24 protein-coding genes and 1 tRNA gene are annotated in these 26,259 nt (G+C 74.1%); 13 read left to right on the top strand and 12 right to left on the bottom strand.

The annotated features are described in order from the left end of the window. Position 1: 1 nt before the first annotated feature. The gene (locus tag miv_RS17095) at positions 2-1,384 is read right to left on the bottom strand and encodes an SGNH/GDSL hydrolase family protein (protein ID WP_207177898.1); all 1,383 of its coding nucleotides are present in this window, start codon (positions 1,382-1,384) and stop codon (positions 2-4) included. A gap of 291 nt (positions 1,385-1,675) precedes the next feature. Between miv_RS17095 and miv_RS17090 the strand changes: the two genes are divergently transcribed. Beyond that, the gene (locus miv_RS17090) at positions 1,676-1,957 is read left to right on the top strand and encodes a hypothetical protein (protein ID WP_048430269.1); all 282 of its coding nucleotides are present in this window, start codon (positions 1,676-1,678) and stop codon (positions 1,955-1,957) included. Here the strand turns inward: miv_RS17090 and miv_RS17085 are convergent. Together miv_RS17085 and miv_RS17080 are read right to left on the bottom strand one after the other, a co-directional pair. Beyond that, a complete protein-coding gene (locus miv_RS17085) occupies positions 1,941-2,579 on the bottom strand; it encodes a transglutaminase-like cysteine peptidase (protein ID WP_058616969.1) in 639 nt (212 codons plus the stop codon). The two genes, miv_RS17090 and miv_RS17085, sit on opposite strands and share 17 nt — an antisense overlap. Before the next feature lie 132 nt (positions 2,580-2,711). Continuing rightward, the gene (locus tag miv_RS17080; RefSeq protein ID WP_207177897.1) at positions 2,712-3,887 is read right to left on the bottom strand and encodes a multidrug effflux MFS transporter; all 1,176 of its coding nucleotides are present in this window, start codon (positions 3,885-3,887) and stop codon (positions 2,712-2,714) included. 246 nt (positions 3,888-4,133) lie between these two features. Here miv_RS17080 and miv_RS17075 point away from each other — a divergent pair, with 246 nt between their 5' ends. Beyond that, the gene (locus tag miv_RS17075) at positions 4,134-4,481 is read left to right on the top strand and encodes a hypothetical protein (RefSeq protein ID WP_244748560.1); all 348 of its coding nucleotides are present in this window, start codon (positions 4,134-4,136) and stop codon (positions 4,479-4,481) included. Positions 4,482-4,496: 15 nt separating this feature from the next. On the opposite strand, the gene miv_RS17070 is transcribed toward miv_RS17075, so the two are convergent. The 3 genes from miv_RS17070 to miv_RS17060 all read right to left on the bottom strand — a co-directional run bounded on the left by miv_RS17070 (position 4,497) and on the right by miv_RS17060 (position 6,678). Beyond that, positions 4,497-5,525, bottom strand: coding sequence for a helix-turn-helix domain-containing protein (locus miv_RS17070; protein ID WP_207177896.1), 1,029 nt, complete (start codon positions 5,523-5,525; stop codon positions 4,497-4,499). 154 nt (positions 5,526-5,679) lie between these two features. Next, complete coding sequence (locus miv_RS17065) at positions 5,680-6,393, bottom strand: spermidine synthase (RefSeq protein WP_207177895.1); 714 nt, start codon at positions 6,391-6,393, stop codon at positions 5,680-5,682. Positions 6,394-6,602: 209 nt separating this feature from the next. After that, positions 6,603-6,678: transfer RNA gene (locus miv_RS17060), tRNA-Thr, on the bottom strand. Positions 6,679-6,937: 259 nt separating this feature from the next. Here miv_RS17060 and miv_RS17055 point away from each other — a divergent pair. From miv_RS17055 to miv_RS17040, 4 genes are read left to right on the top strand one after another with little or no spacing between them, the layout of a single operon-like run. After that, the gene (locus miv_RS17055; protein WP_048430263.1) at positions 6,938-7,420 is read left to right on the top strand and encodes a tellurite resistance TerB family protein; all 483 of its coding nucleotides are present in this window, start codon (positions 6,938-6,940) and stop codon (positions 7,418-7,420) included. Further along, the gene (locus miv_RS17050; protein WP_207177894.1) at positions 7,420-8,169 is read left to right on the top strand and encodes a glutamine amidotransferase; all 750 of its coding nucleotides are present in this window, start codon (positions 7,420-7,422) and stop codon (positions 8,167-8,169) included. The genes miv_RS17055 and miv_RS17050 overlap by 1 nt, the downstream gene beginning before the upstream one ends. Beyond that, complete coding sequence (locus miv_RS17045; RefSeq protein ID WP_048430261.1) at positions 8,166-8,537, top strand: CidA/LrgA family protein; 372 nt, start codon at positions 8,166-8,168, stop codon at positions 8,535-8,537. The genes miv_RS17050 and miv_RS17045 overlap by 4 nt, the downstream gene beginning before the upstream one ends. Continuing rightward, the gene (locus tag miv_RS17040; RefSeq protein ID WP_048430260.1) at positions 8,534-9,250 is read left to right on the top strand and encodes an LrgB family protein; all 717 of its coding nucleotides are present in this window, start codon (positions 8,534-8,536) and stop codon (positions 9,248-9,250) included. Before miv_RS17045 ends, miv_RS17040 begins: the two co-directional genes overlap by 4 nt. 158 nt (positions 9,251-9,408) lie before the next feature. Here the strand turns inward: miv_RS17040 and miv_RS17035 are convergent, their stop codons facing one another. Then, on the bottom strand, positions 9,409-10,761 hold the full coding sequence (locus miv_RS17035; protein ID WP_244748559.1) for a bifunctional folylpolyglutamate synthase/dihydrofolate synthase: 1,353 nt from the start codon (positions 10,759-10,761) through the stop codon (positions 9,409-9,411). 237 nt (positions 10,762-10,998) lie between these two features. On the opposite strand from miv_RS17035, the gene miv_RS17030 reads away from it, so the two are divergent. Both miv_RS17030 and miv_RS17025 read left to right on the top strand, forming a co-directional pair. Then, complete coding sequence (locus tag miv_RS17030) at positions 10,999-11,475, top strand: Lrp/AsnC family transcriptional regulator (RefSeq protein WP_048430289.1); 477 nt, start codon at positions 10,999-11,001, stop codon at positions 11,473-11,475. 389 nt (positions 11,476-11,864) lie between these two features. Next, positions 11,865-12,059, top strand: coding sequence for a hypothetical protein (locus miv_RS17025; RefSeq protein ID WP_207177893.1), 195 nt, complete (start codon positions 11,865-11,867; stop codon positions 12,057-12,059). A 237-nt stretch (positions 12,060-12,296) separates the two neighbouring features. On the opposite strand, the gene miv_RS17020 is transcribed toward miv_RS17025, so the two are convergent. Next, complete coding sequence (locus miv_RS17020) at positions 12,297-13,415, bottom strand: glycosyltransferase (protein ID WP_207177892.1); 1,119 nt, start codon at positions 13,413-13,415, stop codon at positions 12,297-12,299. A gap of 1 nt (position 13,416) precedes the next feature. Next, positions 13,417-14,193, bottom strand: coding sequence for a polysaccharide deacetylase family protein (locus miv_RS17015; protein WP_207177891.1), 777 nt, complete (start codon positions 14,191-14,193; stop codon positions 13,417-13,419). Between the two features lie 269 nt (positions 14,194-14,462). Between miv_RS17015 and miv_RS17010 the strand changes: the two genes are divergently transcribed. The 5 genes from miv_RS17010 (at position 14,463) to miv_RS16990 (ending at position 22,570) form a co-directional block, all read left to right on the top strand. After that, complete coding sequence (locus miv_RS17010; protein WP_048430255.1) at positions 14,463-15,476, top strand: lipid II:glycine glycyltransferase FemX; 1,014 nt, start codon at positions 14,463-14,465, stop codon at positions 15,474-15,476. 2 nt (positions 15,477-15,478) lie between these two features. Beyond that, positions 15,479-16,747 (top strand): lipopolysaccharide biosynthesis protein, encoded by a 1,269-nt coding sequence (locus tag miv_RS17005; RefSeq protein ID WP_207177890.1) that lies wholly within the window; start codon positions 15,479-15,481, stop codon positions 16,745-16,747. Continuing rightward, the gene (locus miv_RS17000) at positions 16,741-18,123 is read left to right on the top strand and encodes an O-antigen ligase family protein (RefSeq protein WP_207177889.1); all 1,383 of its coding nucleotides are present in this window, start codon (positions 16,741-16,743) and stop codon (positions 18,121-18,123) included. Before miv_RS17005 ends, miv_RS17000 begins: the two co-directional genes overlap by 7 nt. An 87-nt stretch (positions 18,124-18,210) precedes the next feature. Beyond that, a complete protein-coding gene (locus tag miv_RS16995) occupies positions 18,211-20,334 on the top strand; it encodes a GumC family protein (protein ID WP_207177888.1) in 2,124 nt (707 codons plus the stop codon). Positions 20,335-20,545: 211 nt separating this feature from the next. Beyond that, positions 20,546-22,570 (top strand): right-handed parallel beta-helix repeat-containing protein, encoded by a 2,025-nt coding sequence (locus miv_RS16990; protein ID WP_207177887.1) that lies wholly within the window; start codon positions 20,546-20,548, stop codon positions 22,568-22,570. Here the strand turns inward: miv_RS16990 and miv_RS16985 are convergent. The 3 genes from miv_RS16985 to miv_RS16975 all read right to left on the bottom strand — a co-directional run bounded on the left by miv_RS16985 (position 22,500) and on the right by miv_RS16975 (position 26,007). After that, positions 22,500-23,330: a WecB/TagA/CpsF family glycosyltransferase gene (locus miv_RS16985; protein WP_207177886.1), complete on the bottom strand. Its 831-nt coding sequence runs from the start codon at positions 23,328-23,330 to the stop codon at positions 22,500-22,502. The genes miv_RS16990 and miv_RS16985 overlap by 71 nt on opposite strands. Before the next feature lie 3 nt (positions 23,331-23,333). Beyond that, positions 23,334-24,584, bottom strand: a complete 1,251-nt coding sequence (locus tag miv_RS16980; protein WP_244748558.1) for a glycosyltransferase — start codon at positions 24,582-24,584, stop codon at positions 23,334-23,336. A 436-nt stretch (positions 24,585-25,020) separates the two neighbouring features. Further along, complete coding sequence (locus miv_RS16975; protein WP_207177885.1) at positions 25,021-26,007, bottom strand: Gfo/Idh/MocA family protein; 987 nt, start codon at positions 26,005-26,007, stop codon at positions 25,021-25,023. Between the last annotated feature and the right edge of the window lie 252 nt (positions 26,008-26,259).

Below are 26,259 nucleotides of genomic sequence, written 5' to 3'. Positions count from 1 at the left end.
CTCACCCTCGCGGCCAGCGGAAATCGTCCGCCCGGCCCGGCTGGGGCGGGGGGGCGACGCCGCGGGTCAGGCTGCGCTCCAGGGTATAGCCGGTGTCGCGGTCGATCCGGGGCCGGCCGGTGACGAGCTGGCCGTTGGGCGCGACCTCGGTGCGGGTCAGCGGCACCACCGGGCCGGCGGCCGGCTTGACCGGGAGCGCCGGGATGCCGGGGGGCTCGGGCAGGCTCGGCAGCATCGCGGTGATGAGCCGGTCGATCGCCGCGTCGTCGTCGAGCTTGACCGGGCCGGCGGCGGGCGGCGGCGCCTCGGGGCTGACCGCCGCCACCGCGTCGGGCGGGGTCGGGCTGCCGCCCTTGGCCTCGATCAGCCGCTTGATCTCGACATCGGCGAAATGCGCCGCCTTGCGGGCGCCCGCTTGCGTGAAGTGCACGCCGTCGGCGGTGCGCAGCTTCGCCTGCTGGCCCTCGAGGTCCGGCCCGGTCGCGGCGTAGCGGTTGTTCTCGTCGACGAAGGCCGGCCAGATGTCGACGTAGACGCCGCCCGCCCGCTGCACCCGGTCGCGAAAGATCTCGTTGAGCGAGGTGATGTCGGCCGAGAGGGTGTCGCTCTTCATCGGCGGCTCGCCGACCCAGACGACCGGGACCTTGCGGTCGGAAAAGACCTTGAGGAGCGCGTCGACCCGGTCGCGGTAGAGGGTGCGCCAGCGCTCGCTCAGGGGATCGACGGTCTGGTCGCCGTCGCGCAGGGGCTGGCGGTCGTTGGCGCCCACCATCACCACGGCGTAGGAGACCTTCGGGTTGGTCTTGAGGTAGTCCTCCGCCGCCTTCGGCCAGTCGACCACGTCCTTGCGCACGAGGCCGCTATCGCCCTTGGCGCGGCGGATCACCGCCACGTCGGGCGAGGATTCGTAGACGGTGTCGAGGCCCTGGCCGAGCAGCTCGGCGAGGGAATCGCCGAACACCGCGATCTGGGTCGCCGGGTCGGTCTTTGGCTTCGGGGCGGCGGGCCGCGCCACGACCGGGGCCGGGCGGGGCTTGGGCCGCTGCACCGAGCGGCCCTCGCGGCTGTGCACGACCTCGCGCTCGCGCTCGCGCCGCGGGCGGGGCGTGCGGTAGCCGCCGCGAGCCGCGGGCTGGCCGTAATCCTGCGCCTGGGGCGCCGCCGCCGGGCGGTCCTCCCACGGCCAGTAGAACTGCCGCTGCGGCTCGGGCGCCGGCCGGTAGCCGGGATCGCGGCGGCGGTAGCCGTAGGCGCCCTCCGTCACGCGGCGCGGGGCATAGCCCTCGTCGTAGTATTGCGCGTGGACGGGGCCGGGGGCGCTCAGGCCCGCGAGCAGGCTCCACAGGACGAGCCGCGACAGCATCCGTCCCGCCGGCCACCCCATCCGCACCGTTCCCCGCTGCATCCTCATGCCGGGGAATATAGCGCACGCGCCCGCTCCGGCCCATCCCGAGGGGCGCCGCCCGTTCGCGGCCCGGCGCGAGGACGATCCGTCAAGGTTACCACCGGGTGGAGATCAGTGTAAAACCTCCGTTCATCATCGCGATAAGTCGTCGCCTCGCCGGGAAGAGAGCGGACGTCCCGACGACCGGACGTTAAGCGGCCCGGCTCGATGGTCTTGTCCAACGAGCGACTGGTCCCGGACACGGTCGCCGCAGGACAGGCGGGTGCTCACATGATGCGGACCCTACGCCGGCTGGGACTCCAGGCCGCGCTCATCGTCGCGATCGGGTCGGTCGCGCTGCTCGCCCGGGGCGGCCGGGAGGCCGCGGCCCTCACGCTGCGGCCCGGTCTCGACCCGGTGCCGATCGCCGCGCCGCTCGCCCGTCCGGTGATCCCGGAGCCGGCGCCCGGCGTGCGGGTGATCCTGCCGCTGCCCTGGACCAACGGCAGCGCCATCCTGGCGAGCGAGGCCCTGGCGGCCCGGTTCGAGCCGGAGGCTAGCGGTTCGCGGTGACGACCGGCGACACCGCCCGGCCGAGGGAGACCCAGCGCATGGCCTCGTCGGCCTCGCGCTTGATATAGGTGTAGCCGGTCTTGTGCCAGGGGAGAACGGCGCTGGTCTTGTTGTCGAGGACGAAGTCGCCGCGGTCGGTGCGCAGCATCAGGACGGCGTGGCCCTCGCCCTTCTCGTCGATGACGACGGTCATGCGCATGGCGCGGCGGGGCAGGCCGGCCTGGGCCAGCAGCTTGCGCTTGAGGAGCTGGAAATCCTCGCAATCGCCCGAGCCATCCTCGGCGAGGTCCCAGCGGTCGGGCACGCCCCAGTGCTCCTGGTCGGTGACGGCGCGCAAGCTGGTGTTGACCTGGCGGTTCACCGTCGTGACCGTGTGCCACAGCCGCGGGGTCAGAGTGACCTCCGTCGGCTCGCTCGTGTCCACGGCGCATTCCCGGGCGTAGCGGGCGCAGAACTCGGTCCAGGCCGGGACCGGCCGCGCCTCGCCGACGGGGGCCGCCGGGATGGTGACGGCGGGGAGCGCCGCCAGGGTCTGGCTGCCGGCGCCCGTTACCGAGGCCAGGAGGGCGACGGCCGCGAATGCAGCCTGTCCGATTCCGTTCTTGCGACCCGCGATACGCATCCGACCCGCACCCACACCCGTTAAGCTCTCGTTAACGAGTTGGTCGCACGCCGGGTCCGTGAGGGCAACGGCCGAGTTAAGGAAAGGTTAACGTCTGTTCACAGGCTCGCCGGTGGCGGGTGAGGCCACCCGTCAGGCCCGCCGCAGCGACAGGGCGGCGATGACGGATGCCGCGAGCAGCGTGACCGCCACCGGCATGGCCGAGCCGTCGTGCCAGGTGGCGACCGCCAGGGTGAACAGGGCGCCGAGCGCCATCTGCATGAAGCCGTACAGGCTCGAGGCCGAGCCGGCGGCATGGGGATCGACGTTCATCAGCCCCGCCACCGCGTTCGGCCCGAGGAGCCCGATGCCGACGGCGTAGAGCACGAGCGGTGCCAGCAGGGTCGTCACCGTGAGCGCACCGCTCCGGTCGACGGCGAGCAGCGCCAGGGCGGCGGCGAGGCAGACGCCGTTGCCGATCTTGGCGGCGCGGCGGATCGGCATCCGTCCGGCGAGGCGCCCGGCGATGCCCGAGCCCACCACCATCCCGGCCACCACGATCAGGCAATCGAGCCCGACCTCCTGGGAGGAGCGGCCGAGCCGGTCGACGAGAAGGAACGGCGCCACCGCCAGGAAGGCGTAGAGGCTGGTGCCGGCGCAGGCCCCGGCCAGCATGTAGGCCCGGTAGGCGGGATTGCGCAGGAGCCGCAGATAGGCCCCCGCCACGGCGCCGACGCCCGGCAGCGCCATCGGCCGGCGGTTCGTCTCCGGCAGCGTCCACACCACCAGGGCGCCGAGGCCCGCCACCACGGCGGCCAGCACCACGAACACCGCCCGCCAGCCGAAGGCGCCGGCGACGAGGCCGCCGATCGCCGGGGCGAGGGCCGGCGTCAGCGTCATCGCCATGGTGAGGATCGCGATCTTGCGGGCGGCGTCGGTGGCGGTCGAGACGTCGCGCACCATCGCCCGGCCGAGCACCAGCGAGCCGCAGGCCCCGAGCGATTGCAGCACCCGGGCGACGATCAGGACCTCGATCGACGGGGAGGGGATCGCGAGGAGCAGGCCCGCGAGGTAGAGCGACAGCCCGGCGATCAGGACCGGCCGGCGGCCGAACCGATCCGAGAGCGGACCGTAGACGAGTTGCCCACAGGCGAGCCCGACGAGGTAGAGGGTGATCGTGAGCTGGGCTGCGACCGGCGTCGTGCCGAGATCGGCCGCCGCCGCGACCAGCGCCGGGACGAAGATGTGCAACGCCACCGTTCCGGTCATCGTCACCGCGACGAGGAGCGGCAGCGACGCCTGGCCGGAGAGCCTCGGGGAATGCTTCATCCTGCTGTCCGCTCGCGGCGTCCCAAAGAGAGGAGAAGGTTCTCCTGTAGGACGGAGCCGACCCCGGGAGGCATGCCGGCCCGGAATGGCAGGGTGCCCGGGAGCGCCACGATGCCCGCGGCGGGCGGGGCGCCCGGCAGGCCTGCGACACCGCGGCCGCGGGGCCGCGTGCGAACCGCGACGCGGACGCGCCGTTGCATCCCGGCGTCGCCCGGAGGGGGCGGCCTCGCACGAGGAGCGTCACCGGTGAATCGCGCAATCTTGATCGGGGCGGCCGCCCTGCTGCCCTTCCTCGCCACCGCCGCCTCCGCGACGCCGTGCGCCGAGCAGATCGCCACGATCGAGCGCCGGCTCGAGAGCCCCGGCGCCGCCAAGGTCACCGGGGAGACCCCGACGACGACCGGCTCGCCGAAGGCTTTGCCGGCCCCGCCGCCCGGCCAGCCGAGCGATCCGGCGACGAAGCCGGAGGCCGCGCATATCGCCGAGGCCCGGACCCTGATCGCCAAGGCCCGCGAGCAGGACCGTGCCGGCCAGGCGGATGCCTGCAACGACACCATGACCCGCGCCAAGGAGAAGATCGGCGCGCTGCCGTAGGACCGCGCGGAGGGCTCAGAACGTCTCGCGCAGGCGGCGCATCGTGCCGATCCAGTCGTGGGGGGCGAGGCCGATCGCCGCCCGGGCCGGGGCCAGCCCCGCCCGGGCGAGGCGGCGGGCATCCCGCGGCGCCATCGCGAAGCGGCCCCGGAACGAGCGGCTGAAATGCGTCTCGCTGGTGAAGCCGCTGCGATAGGCCACCTCGGCGATGCTGGTGCGCTCGGCTTCCGGGCGGCACAGGATCGTGAAGGCCCGGTCGAGGCGGCGCCCGGCGATGTAGGCCATCACCCCGCCCTCGAAGCCGAACAGCCGGTAGAGCGTCGCCCGCGACACCCGGCAGGCGGCAGCGAGGGTGGCGGGGCTCAGATCCGGATCGTCGAGGTGGCGGTCGATATGGGCGCAGATCCGCTCGTGGGCGCTGGCCGAGGCCGCGGCCCGGACCAGCGGGTCGGCCTCCCGCAGATCGCTGCCGGAGAGCAGCAGGCAGAGGGCGTCGAGGGCGCTGCCCGCCTCCCGCGGCGACAGAGACCCGGCATGGGCGGCGAGGCTGCGCAGGTGGCTGCCGATCACGGCCGCGATCGCGTCGCCGCCCTTGAGCGCGCGGCCGTGCAGGTCGTGCGTCGCCGCGATCGGCAGCCGGTCCCGCGGCAGGATCAGGGTCAGGTTGGAGAAGTCGGTCGCCCGGGTGCGCAAGGTGCGGTTGAGGTCGAGGACGTTGATGTCGCCGGCCTCCACCGCCACCGTGCGGTCGCCGCACAGGCCCTCGAAGCGGCCGGACACGTAGTGCTGGATCACGACGTGGTCCCAGCCGGAGCTGCGGACATCCCCCATGTCGCGCGCGAAGACCTGTCCGCGCGCGGTGCAGGTGGTCAGGAGCGCGTCGGCGACCGGGGCGGCCTGCACCTCGGCCCGGAACGCGGCGGCCTCCTCCTGCGTCTCGAGGCTGACCCGGAACAGCGGCCGCACGAGGTCGTGCCAGAGGGCGAATTGCTGCTCGGCCGCGAGCCGCCCGAGCGTGAAATCCGTCGTCTCCTGTTCCGCCATCGCGCCGGCACCCGTCCGCTCCGGCAAGGCGGGGCGCCGTGACGGGAGACGGCACTCCCGCGTGCCGCCCCGGCGGAGCGTTGCGGAAGCGCCGGCCCGCCGTCAATCCGGTCGGGCGCTTCCCGTCGCCGCTCGCCGTCGCCGCTCCCTTGCGTCACGCGGCCGGGGCGGCGGGCTTTCGGGCGATCCAGACGACGTGCGGCGTCCGGCCCGGGCGCTCCGAACGGAGGCGGTGCTCGATCACGGAAAAGCCGGTACGCTGCAGCCGCGCCTTGAACTGGCGGTCCGGGCAGCCGGACCAGACGCCGAGCAGGCCCCCCGGCCGCAGGCTCCAGCGTGCCCGCTTCAGCCCCCAGGAATCGTAGAGCCGGTCGTTCGCCCGGCTGACCAGGCTGTGCGGGCCGTTATCGACGTCGAGCAGGATGGCGTCCCAGGTCTCGGGGCCGGACTGGATCACCCGGTTGACGTCGGCCTCGCGGATCTCGACCCGCGGATCGTCGAGGCAGCCGGCGAAGACATGCGCCAGCGGCCCGCGGGCCCAGGCCACCACCGCCGGCACCAGTTCCGCCACGACCACCCGGGCCTGCGGCCCGAGCCTCGCGAGCGCCGCCCGCAGGGTGAAGCCCATGCCGAGCCCGCCGATCAGGACCCGCGGCGCCGGATGGTCGCAGAGCGCCCCGCAGGCAAGCTCCGCGAGCTCCCGCTCCGAACCGCTGCGATGGCTGCCCATCAGCTCCATCCCGTCGACCGCGATCAGGAACTCGTCGCCGCGTCGCACCAGCCGCAGGGCCCCACCCCCGGGAATCGGGCCGGTGTCGATCTCGGTCCAGGACGCCAGGCCTGCACCGGGCACGCGGGAACGCCTCATCGGTCGGTACTCTCCGCCGCCGGGGGAGGGGCGGGCGCCTCGTGCGAACAATCGTCGTCGCCGCTGATGCGGGGAAGGGGCTGAAGATTTGTTTCATGGCCGGATCACCGCACCCGCACGTGGCAGGCGGCAGAGGACCGGACATGCAAAAAACACCGGAGGATCCGAGATCCAGCCGATGACCGCAAACTGCTTGTGGTGGAGACGAGTGGTGCCGCAAGAGGGATTCGAACCCCCGACCCCCTCATTACGAATGAGGTGCTCTACCAGCTGAGCTATTGCGGCGCCGACCGGGCCGGCGCTGCGGCGTTCGGTGGCGCTCTCATAGCCGGGGGCGGTCGGGTTGGCAAGGCTGTGTCGGCGAGGCGACGAGCCGGGACCGGGCGCGGTCGTGGTTCGGCTCCGCCGGGGTGGTTTCCAAGCGACACTCGAACCGGCTTGCCGCCCGCGCAGGGCTCAGGGCGGGCCCCGGCACGGAACGGCGCTTGACGCTGGGCCCCCGAGACCGGACGATGGGACGAGCCGGAAAAACCCAATCCTCCCAATGCCTCTGATCGCCCGCCTTCGCGCCTATGCCGCCGAGATGTTCGGCGCGCCCGCCTCGCCGCTCGATGCCGAGGCCGAGCAGCACCTCGCCGCCGCGGCCCTGCTCGTGCACGTCGCACGGGTCGACGGGACGCTGGCGGCGGTGGAGCGCGACCGGCTCGCCCGTCTCCTGACCCAGCGCTTCGTCCCGACCGAGGCGCAGGCGAAGGCGCTGATCGCCCGCGCCATCAGCTTCGACGACGAGACCCGCGATGTCGCGGAACTCGTCGAGATGATCGGCCGCGACCTGCCGGAGGAGGAGCGGCGCGGGCTCCTCGGCCTCGCCTGGGCGGTCGCCGCCGCCGACGGGCAGGTCCACGAGTTCGAGGACGACCTCGTCTGGCGCGTCGGCCAGCTCCTCGGCTTCGACGACGCCGCGATCACCGCCACCCGGGCGGTCGCCCTGGCGGGGCTGCCGGCCCAGCAGGTGCCGGCCCGGTGATGACGAGTTCCGTCGTGACGCCGGAGGCCCCGCGCAAGCCCGTGCTCCTGATCCTGCACCAGGAGCAATCGACCCCCGGCCGCCTCGGCCGGCTCTTCCAGGAGCGCGGCCACCCCCTCGACATCCGCCGCCCGCGCTTCGGCGATCCGCTGCCCGAGACGCTGGAGCACCATGCCGGCGCGGTGATCTTCGGCGGGCCGATGAGCGCCAACGACGGCGACGACTTCGTGCGCCGCGAGATCGATTGGATCCAGGTGCCGCTGCGCGAGCAGCGCCCGTTCCTCGGCCTCTGCCTCGGCGCGCAGATGCTGGCGAAGTGCCTCGGCGCCCCGGTTCGCGCCCACCCGGAGGGCCGGGCCGAGATCGGCTACTACCCGCTCCTGCCGACCGAGGCCGGGCGCGACTTCGCGGGCGAGATCGGCCAGCCCTGGCCGTCCCACGTCTACCATTGGCACCGGGAGGGGTTCTCCTGCCCGGCCGGGGCCGACACGCTCGCCACCGGCGACGACTTCCCCACCCAGGCGATCCGGGTCGGGCCGGCGGCCTTCGGGCTCCAGTTCCACCCCGAGGTGACCCACGCCATGATCTGCCGCTGGACCGTGCGCGCCGCCGAGCGCCTGCGCCTGCCCGGCGCGCAGGACCGGGCGCGCCAGATCGAGGGCCGGTTCATGCATGACGGCCGCGTCGCGGCCTGGCTCGACGCCTTCCTCGACCACTGGCTTTCCGGCCCGGCCCGGGCGGCGGCATGATCCTCAGCCTCACGCTCCTGCTGCTGTGCCAGCTCGTCGGCGAGATTTTGGCACGGACCTTCGCGCTGCCGGTGCCGGGGCCGGTCGTCGGCATGGCGCTGCTCCTCGGGGTGCTGATCCTGCGCGACCGCCGCCCCGGCGGGCTGCCCGCGCCCCTCGTCGACGGGACCCTCGAGCGCACCGGCAAGGGGCTGCTCGCCCACCTCTCGCTGCTCTTCGTGCCGGCGGGCGCCGGCGTGATCGGCCGGCTCGACGTGCTGGCCGCCCACGGCCTGGCGCTGGCGGTGGCCCTGGTGGTCTCGACGGCGCTCGCCCTCGTCGCCACCGTGCTGACCTTCTCGTTCGTCGCGAAGCGGACCGGGCGATGACCGGGGATTTCGCCCTCTGGGTGTTCCTGACGCGGACGCCGCTCCTGTGGCTCACCGTGACGCTCACCGCCTATGTCGTCGCCGACCGGGTATCGGCCGCCACCGGCCGCCACCCCCTGGCGAACCCGGTCCTGCATGCGATCTGGATGGTCGGCCTCGTGCTGATCGTCACCCGCACGCCCTACGCGGTCTATTTCGAGGGCGCGCAGTTCGTGCACTTCCTCCTCGGCCCGGCCACCGTGGCGCTGGCGATCCCGCTCTACGAGCACCGCAAGACCGTGACCCGCGTGCTGGTGCCGATGCTGGCGGCCCTCGCCGTCGGCTCCACGGTTGCCCTCGTCGCCGGCATCGGCACGGCGAAGCTGCTCGGCGTGCCGGACCCGATCCTGATCGCGCTGGCGCCGAAATCCGTCACCGCCAGCGTCGCCATGGGCATCACCTCGGCGCTCGGCGGCGACCCGACGCTGACCGCCGTCCTGGTGATCCTCACCGGCATCCTCGGCGCCATCATGGTGACCCCGCTCCTCGACCGCCTCGGCATCACCGATTACCGCGCCCGCGGCTTTGCCGTCGGGCTCGCCGCCCACGGCATCGGCACCGCCCGCGCCTTCCAGGTCAGCGAGGTCGCCGGCACCTTCGCGGGCATCGCCATGGGGCTCAATGCCTTTTTGACGGCGGTTCTGGTGCCGCTGGCGCTGGCGTTCCTGCGGTAGAAGCGAAGGCGTCCCATCGGGCCGCGCGACGTGCCCGACGACTGCACGGGAGCCCTGCGGCCCGCGCGGTCTTGCGGGCCCGTGCCGGAGCCGCAGGTGTGAAACGACGGACGGATCAGGGGACCGGTCGCGCCGCCCGCGTCCGAGCGCGGCTCCGGTCAGGGTGACTGGAGACGATTCCGAGCCTCGGCCTGCGTCGCCCCCCGCAATGCCCCGACGAGGTGGAGCGAGCCGGTGACGAGCAGCCAGCCCCCGCGCGCCGCGGCGAGATCCGCCGCGCGGGCGAGGGCCGCCCCCGGGAGGGCCACCGCCTCGGCGTCGATCCCCTCGGCCAGGGCGAGGGCTTGCAGCGTCTCGGCACCGTGGCCGCGGCGCTCGGGCATCTCGGTGCAGACGAGCCTCGCGGCGTGGCGGGCGAGGACCGCGAGGAAGCCCGGCGCATCCTTGTCCCCCGCCATCGCCACCAGCGCGATGCAGGGGCCGGGGAGATCGTCGGCGCGGACGAGGTCGCGCAGGACCGCCGCGAGGTTGAACGGCACGTGGGCGCCGTCCAGCACCACCGGCACCGGGCCTTCCGCCCTGCGGATCGTCCGCCGTTCGAGCCGGCCCGGCAGGCAGGCCGCCGCGCGGGTCGCGCCGTCGAGAAGGGCGGCGCTCACCGGCGCGCCGCCGCGGTCGCGCAGGCCCGGATGATCCCGGCCCAGATGATCGAGGACGAGGCCCGCGAGCGTCGCGTTCTCCTCGGCGATCGAGGCGCCGGGCGGGAGGACGGGACGCAGCACCGGGCAGCCGAGGGCGGCGGCGCGCCCCGCCGCGACGGCGCCGGCCTCGTCCTCCGGCGAGAGCGTCGTGACGAGGGCGGCGCCGGGCTTGAGGATGCCGGCCTTCTCGGCGGCGATGGCGGCCCGGGTATGGCCGAGGATCTCGGTATGCTCGAGCCCGATATTGGTGATCACCGCGACGTCGCCGTCGACCGCGTTGGTCGAATCGAGCCGCCCGCCTAGCCCGACCTCGATCACCGCCCAGTCGAGCCCCGCCTCGCCGAAGATCAGGAGGGCGGTGGCGGTCAGCACGTCGAACCAGGTCGCGTCGCCACCCGCACTCTCGTCCCGCCGCGCGGCCTCGTGGGCGTCGAGCGTCCGGGCCAGGGCCCGGGCAAGCACCGCCTCCGTCACCGGTGCGCCGCCCAGGCAGACCCGCTCGGTGACCGATTCGACGTGGGGCGAGGCATAGCGCCCGACCCGCAGGCCCGCCCGGAGCAGCCCGGCCTCGATCAGGGCGCTGACCGAGCCCTTGCCCTTGGTGCCCCCGACATGGACCACCTGCAGCCGGCGTTGCGGCGCGCCGAGGCGGGCCAGCAGATCGTGCATCGGCGCGAGGCCGACCCGCATCCCGCCGCGCGGCCGCCTCTCCCAGTCGGTCAGGCGGTCGAGGCGCGCCAGCACCTCCGGCAGCCCAGGGGCGGGCCGGGACGGTACGTCGAGCGGGGCGGAGAGGGGCGCGGCGTTCATGGTGTCCGGTGGGTCGGCTCGGGGGAGGAGGGCCGGCGCTCCCCGGCGGCATACCTTGGCCCGTCCGCGCCGCACCGGCAGCCCCCCAGAAGAGGGGAGCCGGGGCCGCGGGACGGGCCGCGGGACGGGCCACGCGCGGAGCGCGACCTTGTGCCGGCCCCGGGGGCCGGCTACTCATGCGGCCCGCCGGGCATTCCTGCCGTCGCCTTTCCACCCGCCAGGATCGTGGTCGCCGCCTTGCCCGCCCGTCTCGACGCCATCGACTGGGCGATCCTCCGGGAGTTGCAGGCCGACGGCTCGATCACCAACGTCGAGCTGGCGCGCCGCGTCGGCCTGTCCGCGCCCCCCTGCCTGCGGCGGGTCCGGGCGCTGGAGGAGGCCGGCATCATCCGCGGCTACCGGGCGCTGCTCGAGCCCAAGGCGCTGGGCTACGAGGTAATGTGCTTCGCCATGGTGCAGCTCGCCGCGCAGGGCCAGGCCGAGCTCGCCGCCTTCGCGGCGGAGATGCGCGGCTGGCCGATGGTGCGGGAATGCTGGACGCTGTCGGGCGAGACCGATTTCCTGCTCAAATGCGTCGCACCGAATCTCGGCGCCTTCCAGCAGCTGGTCGGCCACCTCACCGGCCTGCCCAACGTGCGCACGGTGCGCACGGCGCTCGCCATCGACCAGATCAAGGACGAGCCGATCGCGCCCCTCGACGGCGGCGAGGCGTAGTGCCGGTCCAGTCTCCGCGGGCCGAGATGCGCCGATCGCCACTTTAACCGTGAAAAATCCCTGCCAGGACCAGTCAAGCCGTCGATTGGGGATGCGCCGACGGCCGGTTCATGCTGTCATGTCGCAATAGCCGGTACGTCGTCATGTCGATCCGCACGCGTTGACGAAACCTTGGGTTGTTGTCGGTGGCGTGTGGTAGCGGGGACGGTATGCCGGAATCATCGGCAATACTCCGCGACACCGGGGGAAGTGCCGCGCTGATCAGGATGACGATGCCTCACCCGTCCCGTTCTCCCTCACCGACGCCGTCGAGCGGCGCGACGGATCCGGTCAGTCTGTTCGCGAGGCCGATCGGACGGGCGGCGAGCCCGCCCGGCGATGCCCTCCCGGTGACGCAGACGCTTTATCGCACGGCCGACCACCACTACGTCGTCCGCACTTGCCTGCATCTCGGCGCCGAGCAGGGGGACGCCTGCGACGTGATGATCTATGCCGGTGATGCCGAGCTGCGCGAGGCCCTGTCGGCGGGCGGCGACGGCCTCGACCGCGCGCTCCTCGCCGCCGCCGGCCTCGACCGCCCGTGAGGCGGCGAACGATCCTGGGGGCGCTAGAGCATTTTCCGACGAAGTGGATGCCGGTTCGTCGAAGACCATGCACCAAACCAAAGACTTAGAAAGCTTCGCGATTGCAGCGCGATCTTGAAGTGCTCTAAGCGGATTTCGCCGAAGTGGAGACCGGTTCGGCGTCAAAAATCTGCGACAAAACAAGAACCTGAGCGGGCGAAGCGTTGGCCTGCCAACGCAAGTCTGCTTAGAGACGCGTCAGCCCAGGGAGGCGAGGGCCGCCCGGTAGCCCTCGACCGCGCGGGCGAGGGAGACGTCCGGCATCGCCCGCGCCGCCGCCTGCCGCAGCTGCGCCCGCCGACCGGGATCGTCGAGGAGCGCCAGGGTCTCCCGCGCCCACGCCTCCACCGCGAGCGGCCGCACCACGCCGCAGCCCTCGGCCGCGAGCAGCTCGCGGGCGGCGCCGGAATGGGGCGAGGCGAGGACCGCCGTGCCGCTCTGCAATGCCTCGTTGACCACGATGCCCCAGACGTCGCCGCGGCTCGGGAAGAGCAGGAGCCGCGCCGAGGCGTGGGCCCCGGCGAGGGCGTCCTGCGCGAGATAGCCGTCGAACCGGGCCTCGATCCCGGCCTCCGCGAGGCGGGCCGCCATCTCGTCCCGCAGCGGGCCGTCGCCCGCCACCCGCACCCGCAACGGGCGCCCGGCGGCGGCGCAGGCCCGCATCACGTCGGTGAAGAAGCGCGCGCCCTTCACCTCCTCGTTGAGGATGCCGCAGAACAGGACGTCGTAGGGCCGGGCCTCGGGGTCGGGCGGCGCGGCTTTCGCCTCCCAGGCCGGGAAGAGGGGGGCACGAAAGATCCTCGCCGGGGCGAGCCCGTACGCGGTGAGCAGCGTCCGGCTGCCGGTGCTCGGCGCGAGGCCGAAGGCGGCGCCCGGGACGATGGCGCGGCGCAGGGCCCGGTGGGCGGGCGAGCGCGTGCCCGGATCGGTCTCCGGCACCCCGTCGGTGCGGATGCCGTAGGGGATGCCGAGCGCACGCGCGGCGAGGGCCGCCATCGCCATGGTGGGCGAGAAATCGTTGAGGATCACCGCCGCCGGCCGCGCGGCGGCGAGCCGCGGGACGACGCTCGGATTGACGTAGAGGTTGCGCACCGCGTCCCGGTGCCAGCGCAGGCCCGGCAGCACCGAGAAGCCGTAGCCGTCGGCGGCCGCGAGCTCCCATTGCCGCGCCGGCTCCCGCGCCGCGCAGGCGAGCACCGTGAGCGGTGCGTCGAGGGCGGCGGCAAGCGCTCGGTAAAGTACCTGGGTGTAGGGCGCGAGCGCCCCGGTCACCACGACGACGGGGCGGTGGGCGTCGGTCGATCGGGAATCCGTCACGTCAGCGCCCGGCAAGGCGGGCTCCCATCAGGGCGTCGATCTCGTGCAAGGGCCATTCCGGCTCGATGACGTGGCGCGGCAGCGCCGGGAGGTCGGCGGCGCCGCGGGCGACGCCCCGGCGGGTGGTGAAGAAGGTGGCGTAGCCGGAGCCCAGCGCCAGGCCCGGGTCGCGGTCGGGCCGGTAGTCGCGCTCGGCCACGCCCCAGGGGCAGGCGAAGTGTAGGACCCGCTGGCCGGTCTCCACGGCGAGGGCACGGCGCGAACCGGCGATCTCGCGCTCGGCCGCGACGTCGTCCAGGGTGGCGATGCGGGCGTGGCTGCGGCCGTGCGAGCCGATCTCCATGCCGGCATCGAGCCAGATCCTCACCATCTCCCGGTCGACATAGGGACCGGGCGGGCTTGCCGGCGGCGTGTCGAGCCAGTCGGAGACGAGGAACAGGATCGCCGGCACGCCGGCCGCCCGCAGAACCGGCAGCGCCACCTCGACCGTGTCGGCGTAGCCGTCGTCGAAGGTGACGAGGAAGTGCCGCTCCGTCGCCGCCGCGCCGGTTTCCAGCAGCGTCACCGCCTCATCGGCCCCGACGAAGCGGCCGTGCCGCTGCAGGTAGCCGATCTGCGCGGCCAATCCGGCCCGGTGCCGGTCCGGGACCCGGTGGTAGCACAGGGTGTAGAGGCCGGGCGGCGCGTGGGCGAGCCGGCGGAGGCGCGCGAGCGCCCGCAACAGGAGGGCGCGGATCAGCGGGTGGTCGCGGGCGAGGGACTTGAACGGTAGCAGCATCTCACCCGCCGTTGCGATAGCGCCGTCCGACGAGGGTGAGGTCGTTCCGGTGCGGGCGCAAGTCGAGAGGACAACGTAGCGTCCGGCCGATCGCGCCACCGATGCCCGGGTCTTCGTCGCGCCGTCGCCGTTCATGCCTAACAAACCTGCGCGCGGCCGGCCCTGCCAGGCATCGTCGACCCCGCGGTGCGTCATTTGTCCCGCGGTGCGCCACTTGCGTGACGGGGGCGAAGACGGCGATGTCCGTCGCATCCTGGTACAGGGTTTCCATGACCGGAACGGAACGCGAGACGGGATTGCGGGTCCTCCCGGCGGCCGATGTGCCGGCCTGGGACGAGGCCGTCTGGGCGCAGGCCCGCGGTACCATCTTCGCGGCGTCGGGCTGGGGCACCTACAAGGCGCGCCGCGGGGCGGATGTCGCGAGGCTGCGCGTCGTCGACGAGGCGGGCGACCTGCTCGGGCTGGCGCAGGTCCAGGTGCGGCGCCGGGGCCCGGCGCGGCAGGTCTACATCCAGGGTGGGCCGCTCCTCACCGACAAGGGCGAGCGTCAGGGCGAGGCGGTCGTGTCGGCGCTCCTCGCCCATCTGGCGCTTCGGCCCCTCGACCTCGTGGTGGTGGATTTCAGCCGTGCCGAGAGTCCGGGGGCCGTCCTCGGCCTCCTGGCCGGCGGGTTCAAGCCGGTGACGACGGCCGGGCGGCACACCCTGGAGGTGGACCTCACCCGCGGGACCGAGACGGTGCTGGCCGAGATGGAACAACGCTGGCGCAAGGCGATCCGCAAGGCCGAGCGCAACGCCGCCCTCACCGTCCGCTTCCTCGACGACCCGGCCGAGCGGCTCGCCGCGTTCGATGCCTTCACGGCGATGTACGCGGCCTTGAAGACCCGGAAGGGTTTTTCCAACGATTTCGACCCCGCCGCCTACCGCGACCTCGCGGCGAACGACCCGCGCCACGTCATCCTGGAGATCCGGGAGGACGGGGAGCCCTGCCTGGTCCGGATCGCGCATCTGAGCCGGGACCGCTTCACCGACTTCTTCACCGCCTCGACCGAGCGGGCCAAGGCGAACGCCGCCGCCCACCTGGCGGTGTGGAGCTTCATCCGCCGCGGTGCGGAGGAGGGGTGCCGGGTGTTCGATTTCGGCGGGATCGACCCGGCGAACAACCGCGGCGTCTACGATTTCAAGCGCGGGGTCACCCGGAACGTCGCGTCGAGCGGCCCGCTCTGGCTCTACGGACGAAGCCGCCTCGTCGCAATGGCGGCGGGGGCGGCGCTCGCCCGGTGAGCATGGCCTCCGCCCTCGTCGCCCGGCTGCGCGGGCCGGCCTTGCTCTCGCTCCTCGACCAGGGGGCGGTGAGCGGCTTCGGCTTCCTCGCCGGCATCGCGGCCGCCCGCCTGATCGACATGGAGGCGTTCGGGCGCTTCGCCCTCGTGCTCATCGTCGCGGGCTTCGCCCAGGGGCTCCACAACGCGCTCGTCACCGCACCGCTGATGACGCTCGCCGGCTCGGTCCGCGATCCGGCCCGCTACGCCGCCGCCGTCAGCGCCGGTGCCCTGGTGCTCGCGGCCGGCCTCGCCCTCGGCGTCGCCGGGGCCCTGGCCCTCTACTTCCACGCCCGCGGCGAGGCGATTCCGGTCGATCTCGTGACCGCCGCCGGCGCCCTGACCCTGGCCCAGAACCTCCAGCTCACCGCGCGGCGGCTGCTCTTCGCCTACGAGGGCGGCGGCCGGGCCCTCGTCATGGACCTCGCCCGGGCGGTGGCGTTCCCGCTCGGCGTCGCGGGCCTGTGGGCGGCCGGCATCCCCCTCGATGCGCCGCGCCTCGTCGAGATCCTCGCGCTCACGGCCTTCCTGACGACGCTGCCGGCCCTTCTCGCCCGGGCGGCCGATCCCGGCCGCCGCCGTCTCGCCATCGCGGCGCGCCGGCACTGGCAGATGGCGCGCTGGCTGCTGCCGGTGGTCCTCGTCACCTTCGGGCAGGAGCAGCTGGTCTGGATTCTGGCCGGGGCGGCCCTGGGCGACGAGGCCCTGGGGGGCCTGCGGGCGGCGCAGTACCTCGTCGGCATCGTGCTGCTGATGCTCGCCGCGACCGAGAACGTGGTCCCGACCGGGGCGGGCCGTGCCTACGAGACTGGCGGCGAGCCGGCCCTGCGGGCGTATCTCCTCGGCATCACGCGCCGTCTCGGCCTGCCGGTCGCGATCCTGCTCGGCGTGGTGGCGGTCCCGGCGGACCTCTGGCTGCGCCTCGTCTTCGGCGCGCCCTACGCTCCTTTCGCCCCGTGCCTGCGCTGGCTGGCCCTCGGGGTCGTGTTCATCTTCCTGCGGGATATGGCGGCGCAGATCTTCCGTGCCCGGCGCCGCACCGACGTGATCTTCCGCGCCTTCGCGGTCAGCTTCGCGGTGTCGCTGGCGCTGATCCAGCCGTTCATCGGCCGCTACGGGGCCGCCGGGGCGGCGGCGGTGGTGGCGATCGCGCACGGCGCGTCCCTCCTGGCGCTCGTCGTCGCCCTCGGCCGCGGCGCGCTCCCCCGGGCGGAGACCTCCGAGCGATGCTGAACGCCCTGATCGCCGTCGGGGTCGCGACCTGGTTCTCGGTCGCCTACCCGATCCTGCGCCACCGCCTCGAGACCCGCCCGCCCTCCGGGGGAGCGCCGGTGTTCTGGCCGCTCGCCCTGACGGTGGTCTTCGCCTTCATGCCGCTGGTCTTCACGGTCCCGCGCGAGGACGGCAACGCCGTGCTGGAGCAGGGGCTGACGGCCTCGAACGTCGTCACCATCGTGCTCACCGTGCTGACCGCGCTCTACCTCGCGGTGAAGATCGCCGCGGACCGGCGCATCCTGCTCCTGCCCTTCGCGATGCCCTACCTGCCGTTCACCCTGATGATCGGCATGAACGGCCTGAGCGCGGCGTGGTCGATCGTGCCGACCTACACCCTCTACCGCACCGGCGAGCTCGCGGTCTTCACCCTGGCGCTGATCCTGATCTTCGACCGGCCCGACATCCGGCAGCGCCTCGCCGATCTCCTGGCGATCGTGACGGTCGCCTGGCTCGTCTCCGTGACGCCGGAGATCTTGACGAGCCTGTCCTCCGGCATCGTGTTCTCCTCGGCCAAGAACAACATGATGCCGCTGGTCTGCGCCGCGCTCGGCTTCGCGGTCGTGTTCGGGCCGCCCAACCCCCGCCGGGGCCGCTACCTGGCGCTGGCGGCGGCCGGGTTCATCATCGCCGGGTCGGCGGCCTCGACGGGCGCGCTCGCGGCGGTCGGGCCGGCCCTGATGATCGCCTCGCGCCGCCCGGGGGTGCGCCTCGCCGGGATCGTCCTCGCGGTGGTGGCGACCGGGGTGTTCCTGTTCCTGATGGTCGGCCTGTCGAGCTTCCCGGCTCTGCTCGACGCCCTCTCGGTCATCCTGCAGAAGCCCCGGGTGGAGCTCGCCAACGCCACCGGCCGCGGCCAGTTCTGGCCGATCTTCATCGCGGCGACGCGGGACCACCTGCTCGGGTCCGGGTTCTCGGCCGCCGACCGCTTCGTGCAGCTCCTGATCCCCACCACCGGGCTCGCCGACGAGCTCGGCCGCGAGGCGGTGTTCATCACCAGCTCGCACAACATGTTCCTCAGCGCCTGGGCCGGTACCGGCATCGTCGGCCTGTGCTTCGCGATCCTCTGCCTCGTCGAGCCGATCCGGTTCGCCGCCCGGGCCGATCGCGGCACGCGCCGCCTCGTCGCCTGCCTGATCCTGATGGTGACCCTCAACGGCATGACCACGCCCGGCCTGTACCAGGACTGGAACGTCAACGTGCTGGCCTACGTCGCGGTGCTGGCCTACGCGCGGGCGGCCCGGCGCGAGGCCGACGCGCGGGCGCGGGCCGTGGAGGCGGCGGCCCGTCCCGTTTCGAGCCTGCGGGCGGCCGATCCCGCCTGGCCCGCGGCTTGAAGCGTCGAGGCCAGACGGAACGTCGCCCGGGTCGATTGTCCCGAAACGGGACGGTTCCGACCCGCAGCGACAAGCCTTGGACGCAGCATGACCATGGTCGAGAATGTCCGAAACGGGTTGCTCATCGGCGCGTCCTCGCGCGGTGACGAGGAGGGGCGCGAGCCCTGGTTCCTCGACCCGCGGGAGATCCTGCGCTCGGTCCGCCAGCGCTGGCTCACGGTGCTGCTGCCCGTCCTCCTGTTCCTCGCCGCCGCCGCGGCGTGGACGACGTTCAACCCGCCGCAATTCACCGCCTCGACCCAGATCCTGATCGATCCGCGCGGGCTGCAGGTGGTCAAGGACGGGCTCACCACCCCGGATCCGGCGAGCGACGCGAGCCTGCTCCTCGTCGACAGCCAGCTCCGGGTGCTCACCTCCGACGACGTGCTCGGCCGGGTGGTCGACCGGTTCGACCTCGCGAGCGATCCCGAGTTCCTCGGCCGCGACAGCCTGCTGGGCGCGATCCGGGCCGAGATCCAGCGCCTCACCGGCCGCACCGAGCCGCCGGCCGATCCCCGGCTCAAGGCCCTGCGGGCCCTGCGCGACCGGGTCGGCGCGCGCCGCCTCGAGCGCAGCTTCGTCCTCGAGCTCGGCGTGACCTCCGAGGATCGCGACAAGGCCGCCCGCCTCGCCCGCGGGGTCGCCGAGACCTACCTCGCCCGGGACGCCGCGACCCGCTCCGACACGACCCGGAAGGCCGGCGAGGCGATCGAGGGCCGGCTCGCCGAGCTGCGCGACGCCCTGCGCAAGGCCGAGGACAAGGCGCAGGCCTTCCGGGCCAAGCACAACATCGTCGGCACCCGCGCGCAGCTGGTGAGCGAGCAGCAGCTCACCCAGCTCAGCGACCAGCTCGGCGCCGCCCGTGCCAAGGCCCTCGATGCCGGCGCCCGCCTGCGCCAGATCGACGGGGTGCTCGCCGGCGGGCCGTCCGACTCGGTCAACGAGATCGTCCAGAACCCCACCATCGTGGCGTTGCGCGGCCAGCTCGCCGCGGCCGAGCGCCTGCGCGCCGATGCCGAGGAGACGCTGGGCCGCCGCCACCCGACCTACCAGGCCGCCCTGATCCAGGAAAAATCGCTGCGCGACACGATCGCGGCCGAGACCCGCCGCATCGCGGCGGCCAGCCGCAACGACTACCAGGCGGCGCTGGCGAGCGCCCGCACGCTCGCCGACACGCTGGAGCGGCGCAAGGCCGACGCCCTCAAGGTCGGCAACGAGTTCGTGCAGCTGCGCGAGCTCGAGCGCCAGGTCGAGGCGAACCGGACGATCTACGAATCCTTCCTGGTCCGCGCCCGCGAGCTGCAGGAGCAGCAGCGCCTCGACACCTCGGCCTCGCGGATCATCTCGCCGGCGACGCCGCCGGAGAAGCGCATCGGCCCGCCGACCGCGGTGGTGTTCGCCGCCGCCCTGGTGGCCGGGCTCGGGGTCGGCCTCGTCGGCAGCCTCGCCCTCGAACTGCTCGCCGGCCGCGTCCGCTCGCGCCGCCGCCTCGAAGGCCATCTCGGCCGCCCGGCCCTCGATGCCGTGCCGCGGGCGCCCCGCGCCCTCGCCGCCCCGGCGGCGCTCCACGCCGACATCGGCTCGGCGCGGGGCGACGGCCGCTACGAGGTCGCGATCGCGCGCCTGCGCCACCGCCTCGGCGCCGCCCTTCCCGGGCAGGCCCCGCTCGTCGTCCTCGTCAGCGCCGCGGACGACCGGGCCGGCAAGTCGCTGCTCGCCCGGTCCCTCGCCCTCTCGGCAGCCGCCGACCGCGAGCGGGTGATCCTGGTCGATGCCGACCCGAAGGGGACGCTCACCCGCGACCTTGCCGCCACCCCGCACCGCGACCTCGCCGCGACCCTGCGCGACCGGACGCCGCTCGCCGACGCCCTCGTGACCCTGTCCTCCGGCCTCAAGGTGCTGCCCCGCGCCGACGACCTGCCGCGGGGGTTGGCGGCGCACCTGCCCGACCTGCTGCTCGGCAGCGGCGCCGACCTCGTGGTGGTCGATCTCGGTCTCGTGGGCAGCGACGTGGTGACCGAGCGCCTGATCGCCGACGACCGGCTCCCGGCGCTCCTCCTCGCCGTCAGCGCCCGCCGCAGCCGCTTCTCCGCCATCGATCGGGCCCTGCGCGGCCTTGGCGCGAACCGCCGCCTGCGCGTCGTCGTGACGGACGCGCAGGTGGGGGAGTAGGCGAGCCGCCCCGGACCCGGCACGCCGCGCATCCGCCGGTGCAAGACGCCGGTGCAAGACGCCGACTTCCGGCGTGGTCCCGGGCCGGTCGATGGCCTAGATTGACCGCTGCCGCGCGGCGCAGGGCGCGGCCATCGGACCGGCGACCGGTCGCGCGAGCCCGTCGCGGTCGTCCGCGGGGCGATGCCGGTGCGCACCGGGAGCCTCCTCCATGCGGATCGTCCTCGTTCTCGCCGCCCTGTTCTTCGGCGTGGTCCGGGCGTCGGGCGCCCTCGCCGCCCCGGTCGAGATCCCGGTCGCCGCCGAGGGGATGCGGCCCGATCCCGGCGCCGTCGCCACCCTGGGCGAGGCCCTGGCGGAAGCCCGCCGGCGGCGCGCCCGCGATCCCGACGCGGCCCTCGTCATCGCGCTCGGCCCCGGCACCCACCGCCTCGCCGAGGGCCTGCGCCTCGGCCGCCGGGACGGCGGCAGCGCCGCCGCGCCCCTGACGATCCGCGGGCCCGCCGACGGGTCGGCCCGCCTCGTCGGCAGCCGGCGCCTGACACCCATCCCGCTCGACCCCGCGCTCGCCGCCCGCCTGCCGGCCGCCGCGCGGGGCCATGTGCGGGCCTACCGCCTGCCGGCCTCGGCCCGGGCGGCGCGGTTCCAGGCACCGATCGTCCTCGACGGCCCGCGCACGCCCCCGGCCTTCGAGGTCTTCGATGCGGCCGGCGCGATGCATCCCGCCCGATGGCCGTCGGAGGGCTTCGCCAAGGCCGCGGGCGGCACGGGACCGGCCTTCACCCTCGACGGTCTCCCGCCGGGTCTTGTGCGCGACGAGCCGGACCTCTGGGCCGAGGGCTACTGGCGCTGGGGCTGGCTGTTCGAGGCGATGCCGGTGCTGCGCGTCGGGCCGAAGGACCGGGGATCGAAGGAGAAGGGCTCGACCGGGGAGGGGACGCGCCTCACCCTCGACCGCACGCCCTACGAGGGCATCCTGCCCGACGCCCCGGTGCGCCTCGTCCATGTGCGTGCCGGCCTCGACCGGCCCGGCACCTGGTGGCGCGATGTCCGCAGCGGGACGCTGCTCGCCTGGCCGCGAGGCGGCGACACGGTGGAGGTCTCGGTCGCCGAGACCTTGATCGCGACGGAGGGCACCGAGCACCTGCGGATCGCCTCCTTGCGCCTCGCCCTGGCCCGGGGCGACCTCGTGCGCGTCGAGGGCGGGCGCGACGTGGTGATCGAGGACAGCGTGCTCGGCCCGGCCGGCGGGCGGGGCGCGGCGTTCCTCGGCACGCGGGACGGGGGCCTGCGCCGCTGCGACGTCGCCGGGACCGGCGCCGAGGGCGTGGTGCTGTCGGGCGGCGAGCGCCGCACCCTCGAGCCCGGCGGGCTCTTCCTGCGCGACAGCCGCCTCACCGCTTACGCACGGCGGTGGACCACGCAGGCTCCGGGCATCGCCCTCGACGGCGTCGGCGCCGAGGTGTCGGGTAGCTTCATCCACGATTCACCGGCCTACGCGGTCCATCTCCGCGGCAACGACCACCGGGTGACCGGCAACGAGATCGCGCGGCTGCTCGCCAGCGCCACCGATACGGGTGCGATCTATTCCGGCCGCGACTGGACCGCGCGCGGCAGCGTGATCGCCGACAACTTCTTGCACGACATCCGGGGCGAGGGCGAGCGCGAGGTCAAGGGCGTGTACCTCGACGACATGGCGAGCGGCTTCACCGTCTCCGGCAACCTCTTCCTGCGGGTCGACCAGCCGGTCTTCCTCGGCGGCGGGCGCGACAACCGCGTCGTGGGCAACATCTTCGTGGCGTCGAGCCCGGCGGTCCACGTCGATTCCCGCGGCGAGACCTGGGCCCGCGATGCGATCACCGACCCGGAATCGCAGCTGCGTGCCGCCTACGCGGCGATGCCGGTGGAGTCTCCCCCCTGGCGCGCGCGCTATCCGCGCCTGCCCGGCCTGCTCTACGACCGCCCGGCGGTGGGCGGCGGCAACGTGCTGACCGACAACCTGCTGGCCTTGAGTGAACCGTTCCGCTTCACCGATGGCGGCCGGGCGGCGGAGCAGACGATCGCCCGCAACCGCGACCCCGCCCACCCACCCGCCGACCTCGCCGCGCTGGCGCGGACCTCCGTGAACCCGGAGGACTTCGCCGCCCTCGCCGACGGCACCGGGCTCAGGCTGCCGGCGATCCCGTTCGCCCGGATGCGCCGGGAGCGCGCGGCGGGGGCGCCTTTTTCGCGCTGAGGGCGTCGCGCGCGGCGATCAGGAGGAAGCGCGGGATCGTGTCGAGGTAGCGCCGCCACAGCCGCCGCGGCTCGCGGGCGAGGCGGTAGGCCCATTCGAGGCCCGCGACCTGAAAAAACTTGGGCGCCCGCGGGATGCGGCCGGTGGCGACGTCGAAGGCGGCGCCGACCCCCATGGCGACCGTGCCCGGCAGGTGCGGCGCATGGGCCGCCATGAACAGCTCCTGCTTGGGCGTGCCGAGGCCGACCCAGACGATCTGTGCCCCCGATTCCCGGATGCGGGCCCGCATCGCCTCGGTCTCGGCGGCGTCGAGGGGGCGGAAGGGCGGCGTCTCGACGCCGGCCACCTGCAGGCCCGGGATGCGGGCCCGCATCGTTTCGGCGAGGTGCGCCGCCACGCCCTCGCCGCCGCCGAGGAAGTAGTGGCGCCAGCCGGACGCGGCGCCGGCCCGGCACACCGCCTCGACGGATTCGATTCCCGGCACCTGCTGCATGGCCGAGAGCCCGCGCCAGCGGCCGATCCAGCTCAGGGGCCGCCCGTCGGCGCAGACGAGGAGCGCGTCGTGGTGGGCCGCCTTCAGCACCGGGTCGGTCTGGGCCCGGACGACGCCGTGCGCGTCGCGGAACACCACGAAGGTGCCGGGCTGGTCCGGCCCGCCGGCGAACCGGCGCCCGAGGGCCGCGATCAGCCCGGTCATGTCGGTCGCCGAGACCGGCACGCCGCCGATCTCGAAGGAGGGGACGAGGGGATCGTGTGCCACGTGTCAGCTTCCCGTACTGGCGAGGGACGCGTCCGCCGACCGTGCGGCGACGGCGTCCCGGTAGATGTCGAGGAGGGCGCGGGTCGTGACGTCCTCGCGCCACTCGCGCTCGTAGACCGTGCGGGCCGCCCGCCCCATGGCGGCGGCGCTCGCGGGATCGGCGGCGATGCGGGCGAGCGCCCGGGCGAGGTCGCCCGCATCGCCCGGCGCGGCGAGGAGCCCGGTCGCGCCGTCGGCGACGAGGTCGGCGAGCGCCCCGATCCGCGAGGCGACGACCGGCGTCCCGGCGGCGTAGGCCTCCGCCACCACCATCGGCAGGCCCTCGTACCAGAGCGAGGGCACCACCAAGGCGGCGGCCCGGCCCATCGCGGCCTGCACCTCGGCCGGGCTTCGGGCGCCCACGAGGTCGAGGTCGGGATGGCCGGCGAGGGCACCCGCGAGCGGGCCTTCGCCGATCGCCGTCACCCGCATTCCGGCGGACGCCGCAGCGTCCGCGAGGACGAGGACGCCCTTCTCGGGACTGAGCCGGCCGACGAAGAGCAGCCCCCGGCGCGGCCCGTCCGGGGGCGGGCCCGGATCGGCCAGGCCGTTCGGGCGGATGCGGATTTTTGCGGCCGGCACGCCCGCCGCCACGAAGCGCTCGCGGGCGAACGGCGTCAGGGCGACGAACCGGTCGACGTCGCGCCGCCAGGTTCCGGCCCGGCGGTGGTGGTCGATCATCCGCGCCACCGCGAGCGAACCGATCCGCGAGCCGCGGTAGCAGGCGAACCGCACCGCCTGGTAGGGCGAGCCGGTGACGCAACGCTCGCACGGCGCACCGTCCCGCATCAGGAAGGCGTTGGCGCAGACAAGTCGGTAATTGTGCAGGGTCTGCACCGTGGCGTGGCCCGCCGCCCGGGCGGCGGCGTGGATGCCCGGCGAGAGGAGCGGGAAGAAGTTGTGGACGTGGACCACGTCCGGGCGGAAGCGGCGGGCGGCCGCCATCACCCGGGCGATCCCGTCCGGCGCGTGGGTCGCCGCCAGCGCCGCCCGCAGGCGCGCGGGTGCGGAATCGATCGCCTCGTTGTCGAGAAAGACCGCCTCGACGGCGCAGCCGGCGCGCTCCATAGCCGCGAGGTCGCGGGCCACCGCCGCGTCCTCGCCGCCGCGGACTTGGTAGCGATTGTGGGCGACGAGGACGCGCAACGGATCACCGCCCCCGGCCGGCGGCGCACCGCCGCCGGGTCGGTGATCCGTGTCCGTGCTGATGCTCATCGTTGCCAATCCGCGCCCTTCGCCCAACGGCAAGTCCGTTCGTGTCCCCAAGCCCGCTGTTGCCCGTAAAGGACGCCGCATGCACTGTCAGGTTGTGCAGGCGCTCATTCCGAGACAAATCGGCCCTGCCCGATCGGCGTGCCGAAGGATGACCGGTACGCCCATCGGCGATACCGCAGGCACATAACGCGTGACTCGGAGGGAGTTCAGGCGCGGGAAATTACCGATGCGACCGATCGGTACAATGCGGTGCCGCACGCGGGTCTCCGGCGACGATCGCGAAATTTTGGAGCGCGATCGGGATTGCATTGCGATTGCAGCGGCCTGCACGCCTCAGCACCGCGCGACTCGCCGCTGTCTTCGATGACGGGAGGGGGCGGGCGCCGTCTCCGGTCCCCGAGGGTGCGACCCGATGTCCGCGCCCCCGGGGCGGGGATCACGCTTGGCGCGAGGCCAGGATCGCCTCGACGACCTCCTGCACCTCGAGCGCCTCGGTCAGAGTGGCGAGGGCGTGGGGCTCGCCACGGGTCATCCGCGCGACGCCTTCGAGCTGGCGCCGCAGGGCGATCGGGCGGGCGCGCTCGTTCGGCATCGCGTCGGCGGCCGGCGCGAACCGACCGTCCTCGCCCCGGCGCTCGGCGATCGCCCAGTCGCGCAGGCGGACCGCGCCGGTCTCGCCCTCGAGGGTCCAGGTGTTGTGATCGTCGTGAGCCGTCTCGCCGACCCGGCCACGCAGGAGCACCGGCACGCCGCCGGCCCGGAACGTCGCGTCGATCGCCCGCTCCGACCGGCCGGACTCGGGGAAGGCGGCATGACCGTCGAGCCCGTCGAGGGCCCCGAGCAGGCGGCGGCTCAGGAACAGGAAGTGCGACACGACCTCCCGGGTGAAACCGCCCTCCTGCGGCGCGTCGAGCCAGGCGGCGGCATCCTCCTGCCACGGCCGCGGCCAGCGCGCGAAGGCGACCTCGATGGTCAGGCGGTGCGGTGTGCCGACCGCGCCCTCGGCGATCCATTGCGCCAGGGTGGCGACGCCCAGCGACGAGGCGAACGGGAAGTTGACGGCGCCGCGGCTTCCGGCCTCGGCCACGAAGGCCCGGGCCTCGGCGAGGTCGACGGCGAGCGGCTTCTCGCAGAAGACGCTGCGCCCGGCCGCCAGGGCCGCTCGGGCATGGCCGAGATGCGAGGCCGGCGGGGAGGCGACGTAGACGCAGTCGCTCGCCGCCACCACGGCGGCGGCGTCCGAGACGACCGGGACGTCGGGAAAGCGCGCGGCGATCCGCTCCCGCGCCGCCGGCGCCGGGTCCCACAGGGCCGCGATGCGCACCTTTGCGCCGTCCTGCCCGAGGACGGCATTCATCATGCGCTCGCCCATGATGCCGGCGCCGATGATGCCGAGGGCGAGGGAGGTGTGGGGTGAGGTCATCGCGGATCCTGGCTGCCGGACGCGCTCCTCTTAAGACCGAACAAGCGCCGGGGGAACGCCGCGCGATCCGGTCCGGCGGGCGAGGTCCACAACGGTTCGTTCGCGCCTGGCCGCTCTCGCGCCGCTCGCGGCGCGCCGAGCCTGCCCACCGGTCCAAGGCAGCGCCGGGGCTCTTCGAGGCGCGAACGGAGGCTGTCCTCCACGGTCACGGCGTTGTTCGTCGGTGGCGCCATCTACAACCAATGGTCCAGC

The organism is Methylobacterium indicum (assembly GCF_017347565.1).
Lineage (GTDB): Bacteria > Pseudomonadota > Alphaproteobacteria > Rhizobiales > Beijerinckiaceae > Methylobacterium > Methylobacterium indicum.
This window is presented reverse-complemented; position numbering and strand designations above follow the sequence as displayed.

Bases quoted from the DNA above. Each gene is read 5' to 3' on its own strand.
- miv_RS17095 (WP_207177898.1), bottom strand. From the start codon at position 1,384: ATGGGGTGGCCGGCGGGACGGATGCTGTCGCGGCTCGTCCTGTGGAGC.
- miv_RS17090 (WP_048430269.1), top strand. From the start codon at position 1,676: ATGATGCGGACCCTACGCCGGCTGGGACTCCAGGCCGCGCTCATCGTC.
- miv_RS17085 (WP_058616969.1), bottom strand. From the start codon at position 2,579: ATGCGTATCGCGGGTCGCAAGAACGGAATCGGACAGGCTGCATTCGCG.
- miv_RS17080 (WP_207177897.1), bottom strand. From the start codon at position 3,887: ATGAAGCATTCCCCGAGGCTCTCCGGCCAGGCGTCGCTGCCGCTCCTC.
- miv_RS17070 (WP_207177896.1), bottom strand. From the start codon at position 5,525: ATGGCGGAACAGGAGACGACGGATTTCACGCTCGGGCGGCTCGCGGCC.
- miv_RS17065 (WP_207177895.1), bottom strand. From the start codon at position 6,393: ATGAGGCGTTCCCGCGTGCCCGGTGCAGGCCTGGCGTCCTGGACCGAG.
- miv_RS17055 (WP_048430263.1), top strand. From the start codon at position 6,938: ATGCCTCTGATCGCCCGCCTTCGCGCCTATGCCGCCGAGATGTTCGGC.
- miv_RS17050 (WP_207177894.1), top strand. From the start codon at position 7,420: ATGACGAGTTCCGTCGTGACGCCGGAGGCCCCGCGCAAGCCCGTGCTC.
- miv_RS17045 (WP_048430261.1), top strand. From the start codon at position 8,166: ATGATCCTCAGCCTCACGCTCCTGCTGCTGTGCCAGCTCGTCGGCGAG.
- miv_RS17040 (WP_048430260.1), top strand. From the start codon at position 8,534: ATGACCGGGGATTTCGCCCTCTGGGTGTTCCTGACGCGGACGCCGCTC.
- miv_RS17035 (WP_244748559.1), bottom strand. From the start codon at position 10,761: ATGAACGCCGCGCCCCTCTCCGCCCCGCTCGACGTACCGTCCCGGCCC.
- miv_RS17015 (WP_207177891.1), bottom strand. From the start codon at position 14,193: ATGCTGCTACCGTTCAAGTCCCTCGCCCGCGACCACCCGCTGATCCGC.
- miv_RS17010 (WP_048430255.1), top strand. From the start codon at position 14,463: ATGACCGGAACGGAACGCGAGACGGGATTGCGGGTCCTCCCGGCGGCC.
- miv_RS17005 (WP_207177890.1), top strand. From the start codon at position 15,479: ATGGCCTCCGCCCTCGTCGCCCGGCTGCGCGGGCCGGCCTTGCTCTCG.
- miv_RS17000 (WP_207177889.1), top strand. From the start codon at position 16,741: ATGCTGAACGCCCTGATCGCCGTCGGGGTCGCGACCTGGTTCTCGGTC.
- miv_RS16995 (WP_207177888.1), top strand. From the start codon at position 18,211: ATGACCATGGTCGAGAATGTCCGAAACGGGTTGCTCATCGGCGCGTCC.
- miv_RS16990 (WP_207177887.1), top strand. From the start codon at position 20,546: ATGCGGATCGTCCTCGTTCTCGCCGCCCTGTTCTTCGGCGTGGTCCGG.
- miv_RS16980 (WP_244748558.1), bottom strand. From the start codon at position 24,584: ATGAGCATCAGCACGGACACGGATCACCGACCCGGCGGCGGTGCGCCG.
- miv_RS16975 (WP_207177885.1), bottom strand. From the start codon at position 26,007: ATGACCTCACCCCACACCTCCCTCGCCCTCGGCATCATCGGCGCCGGC.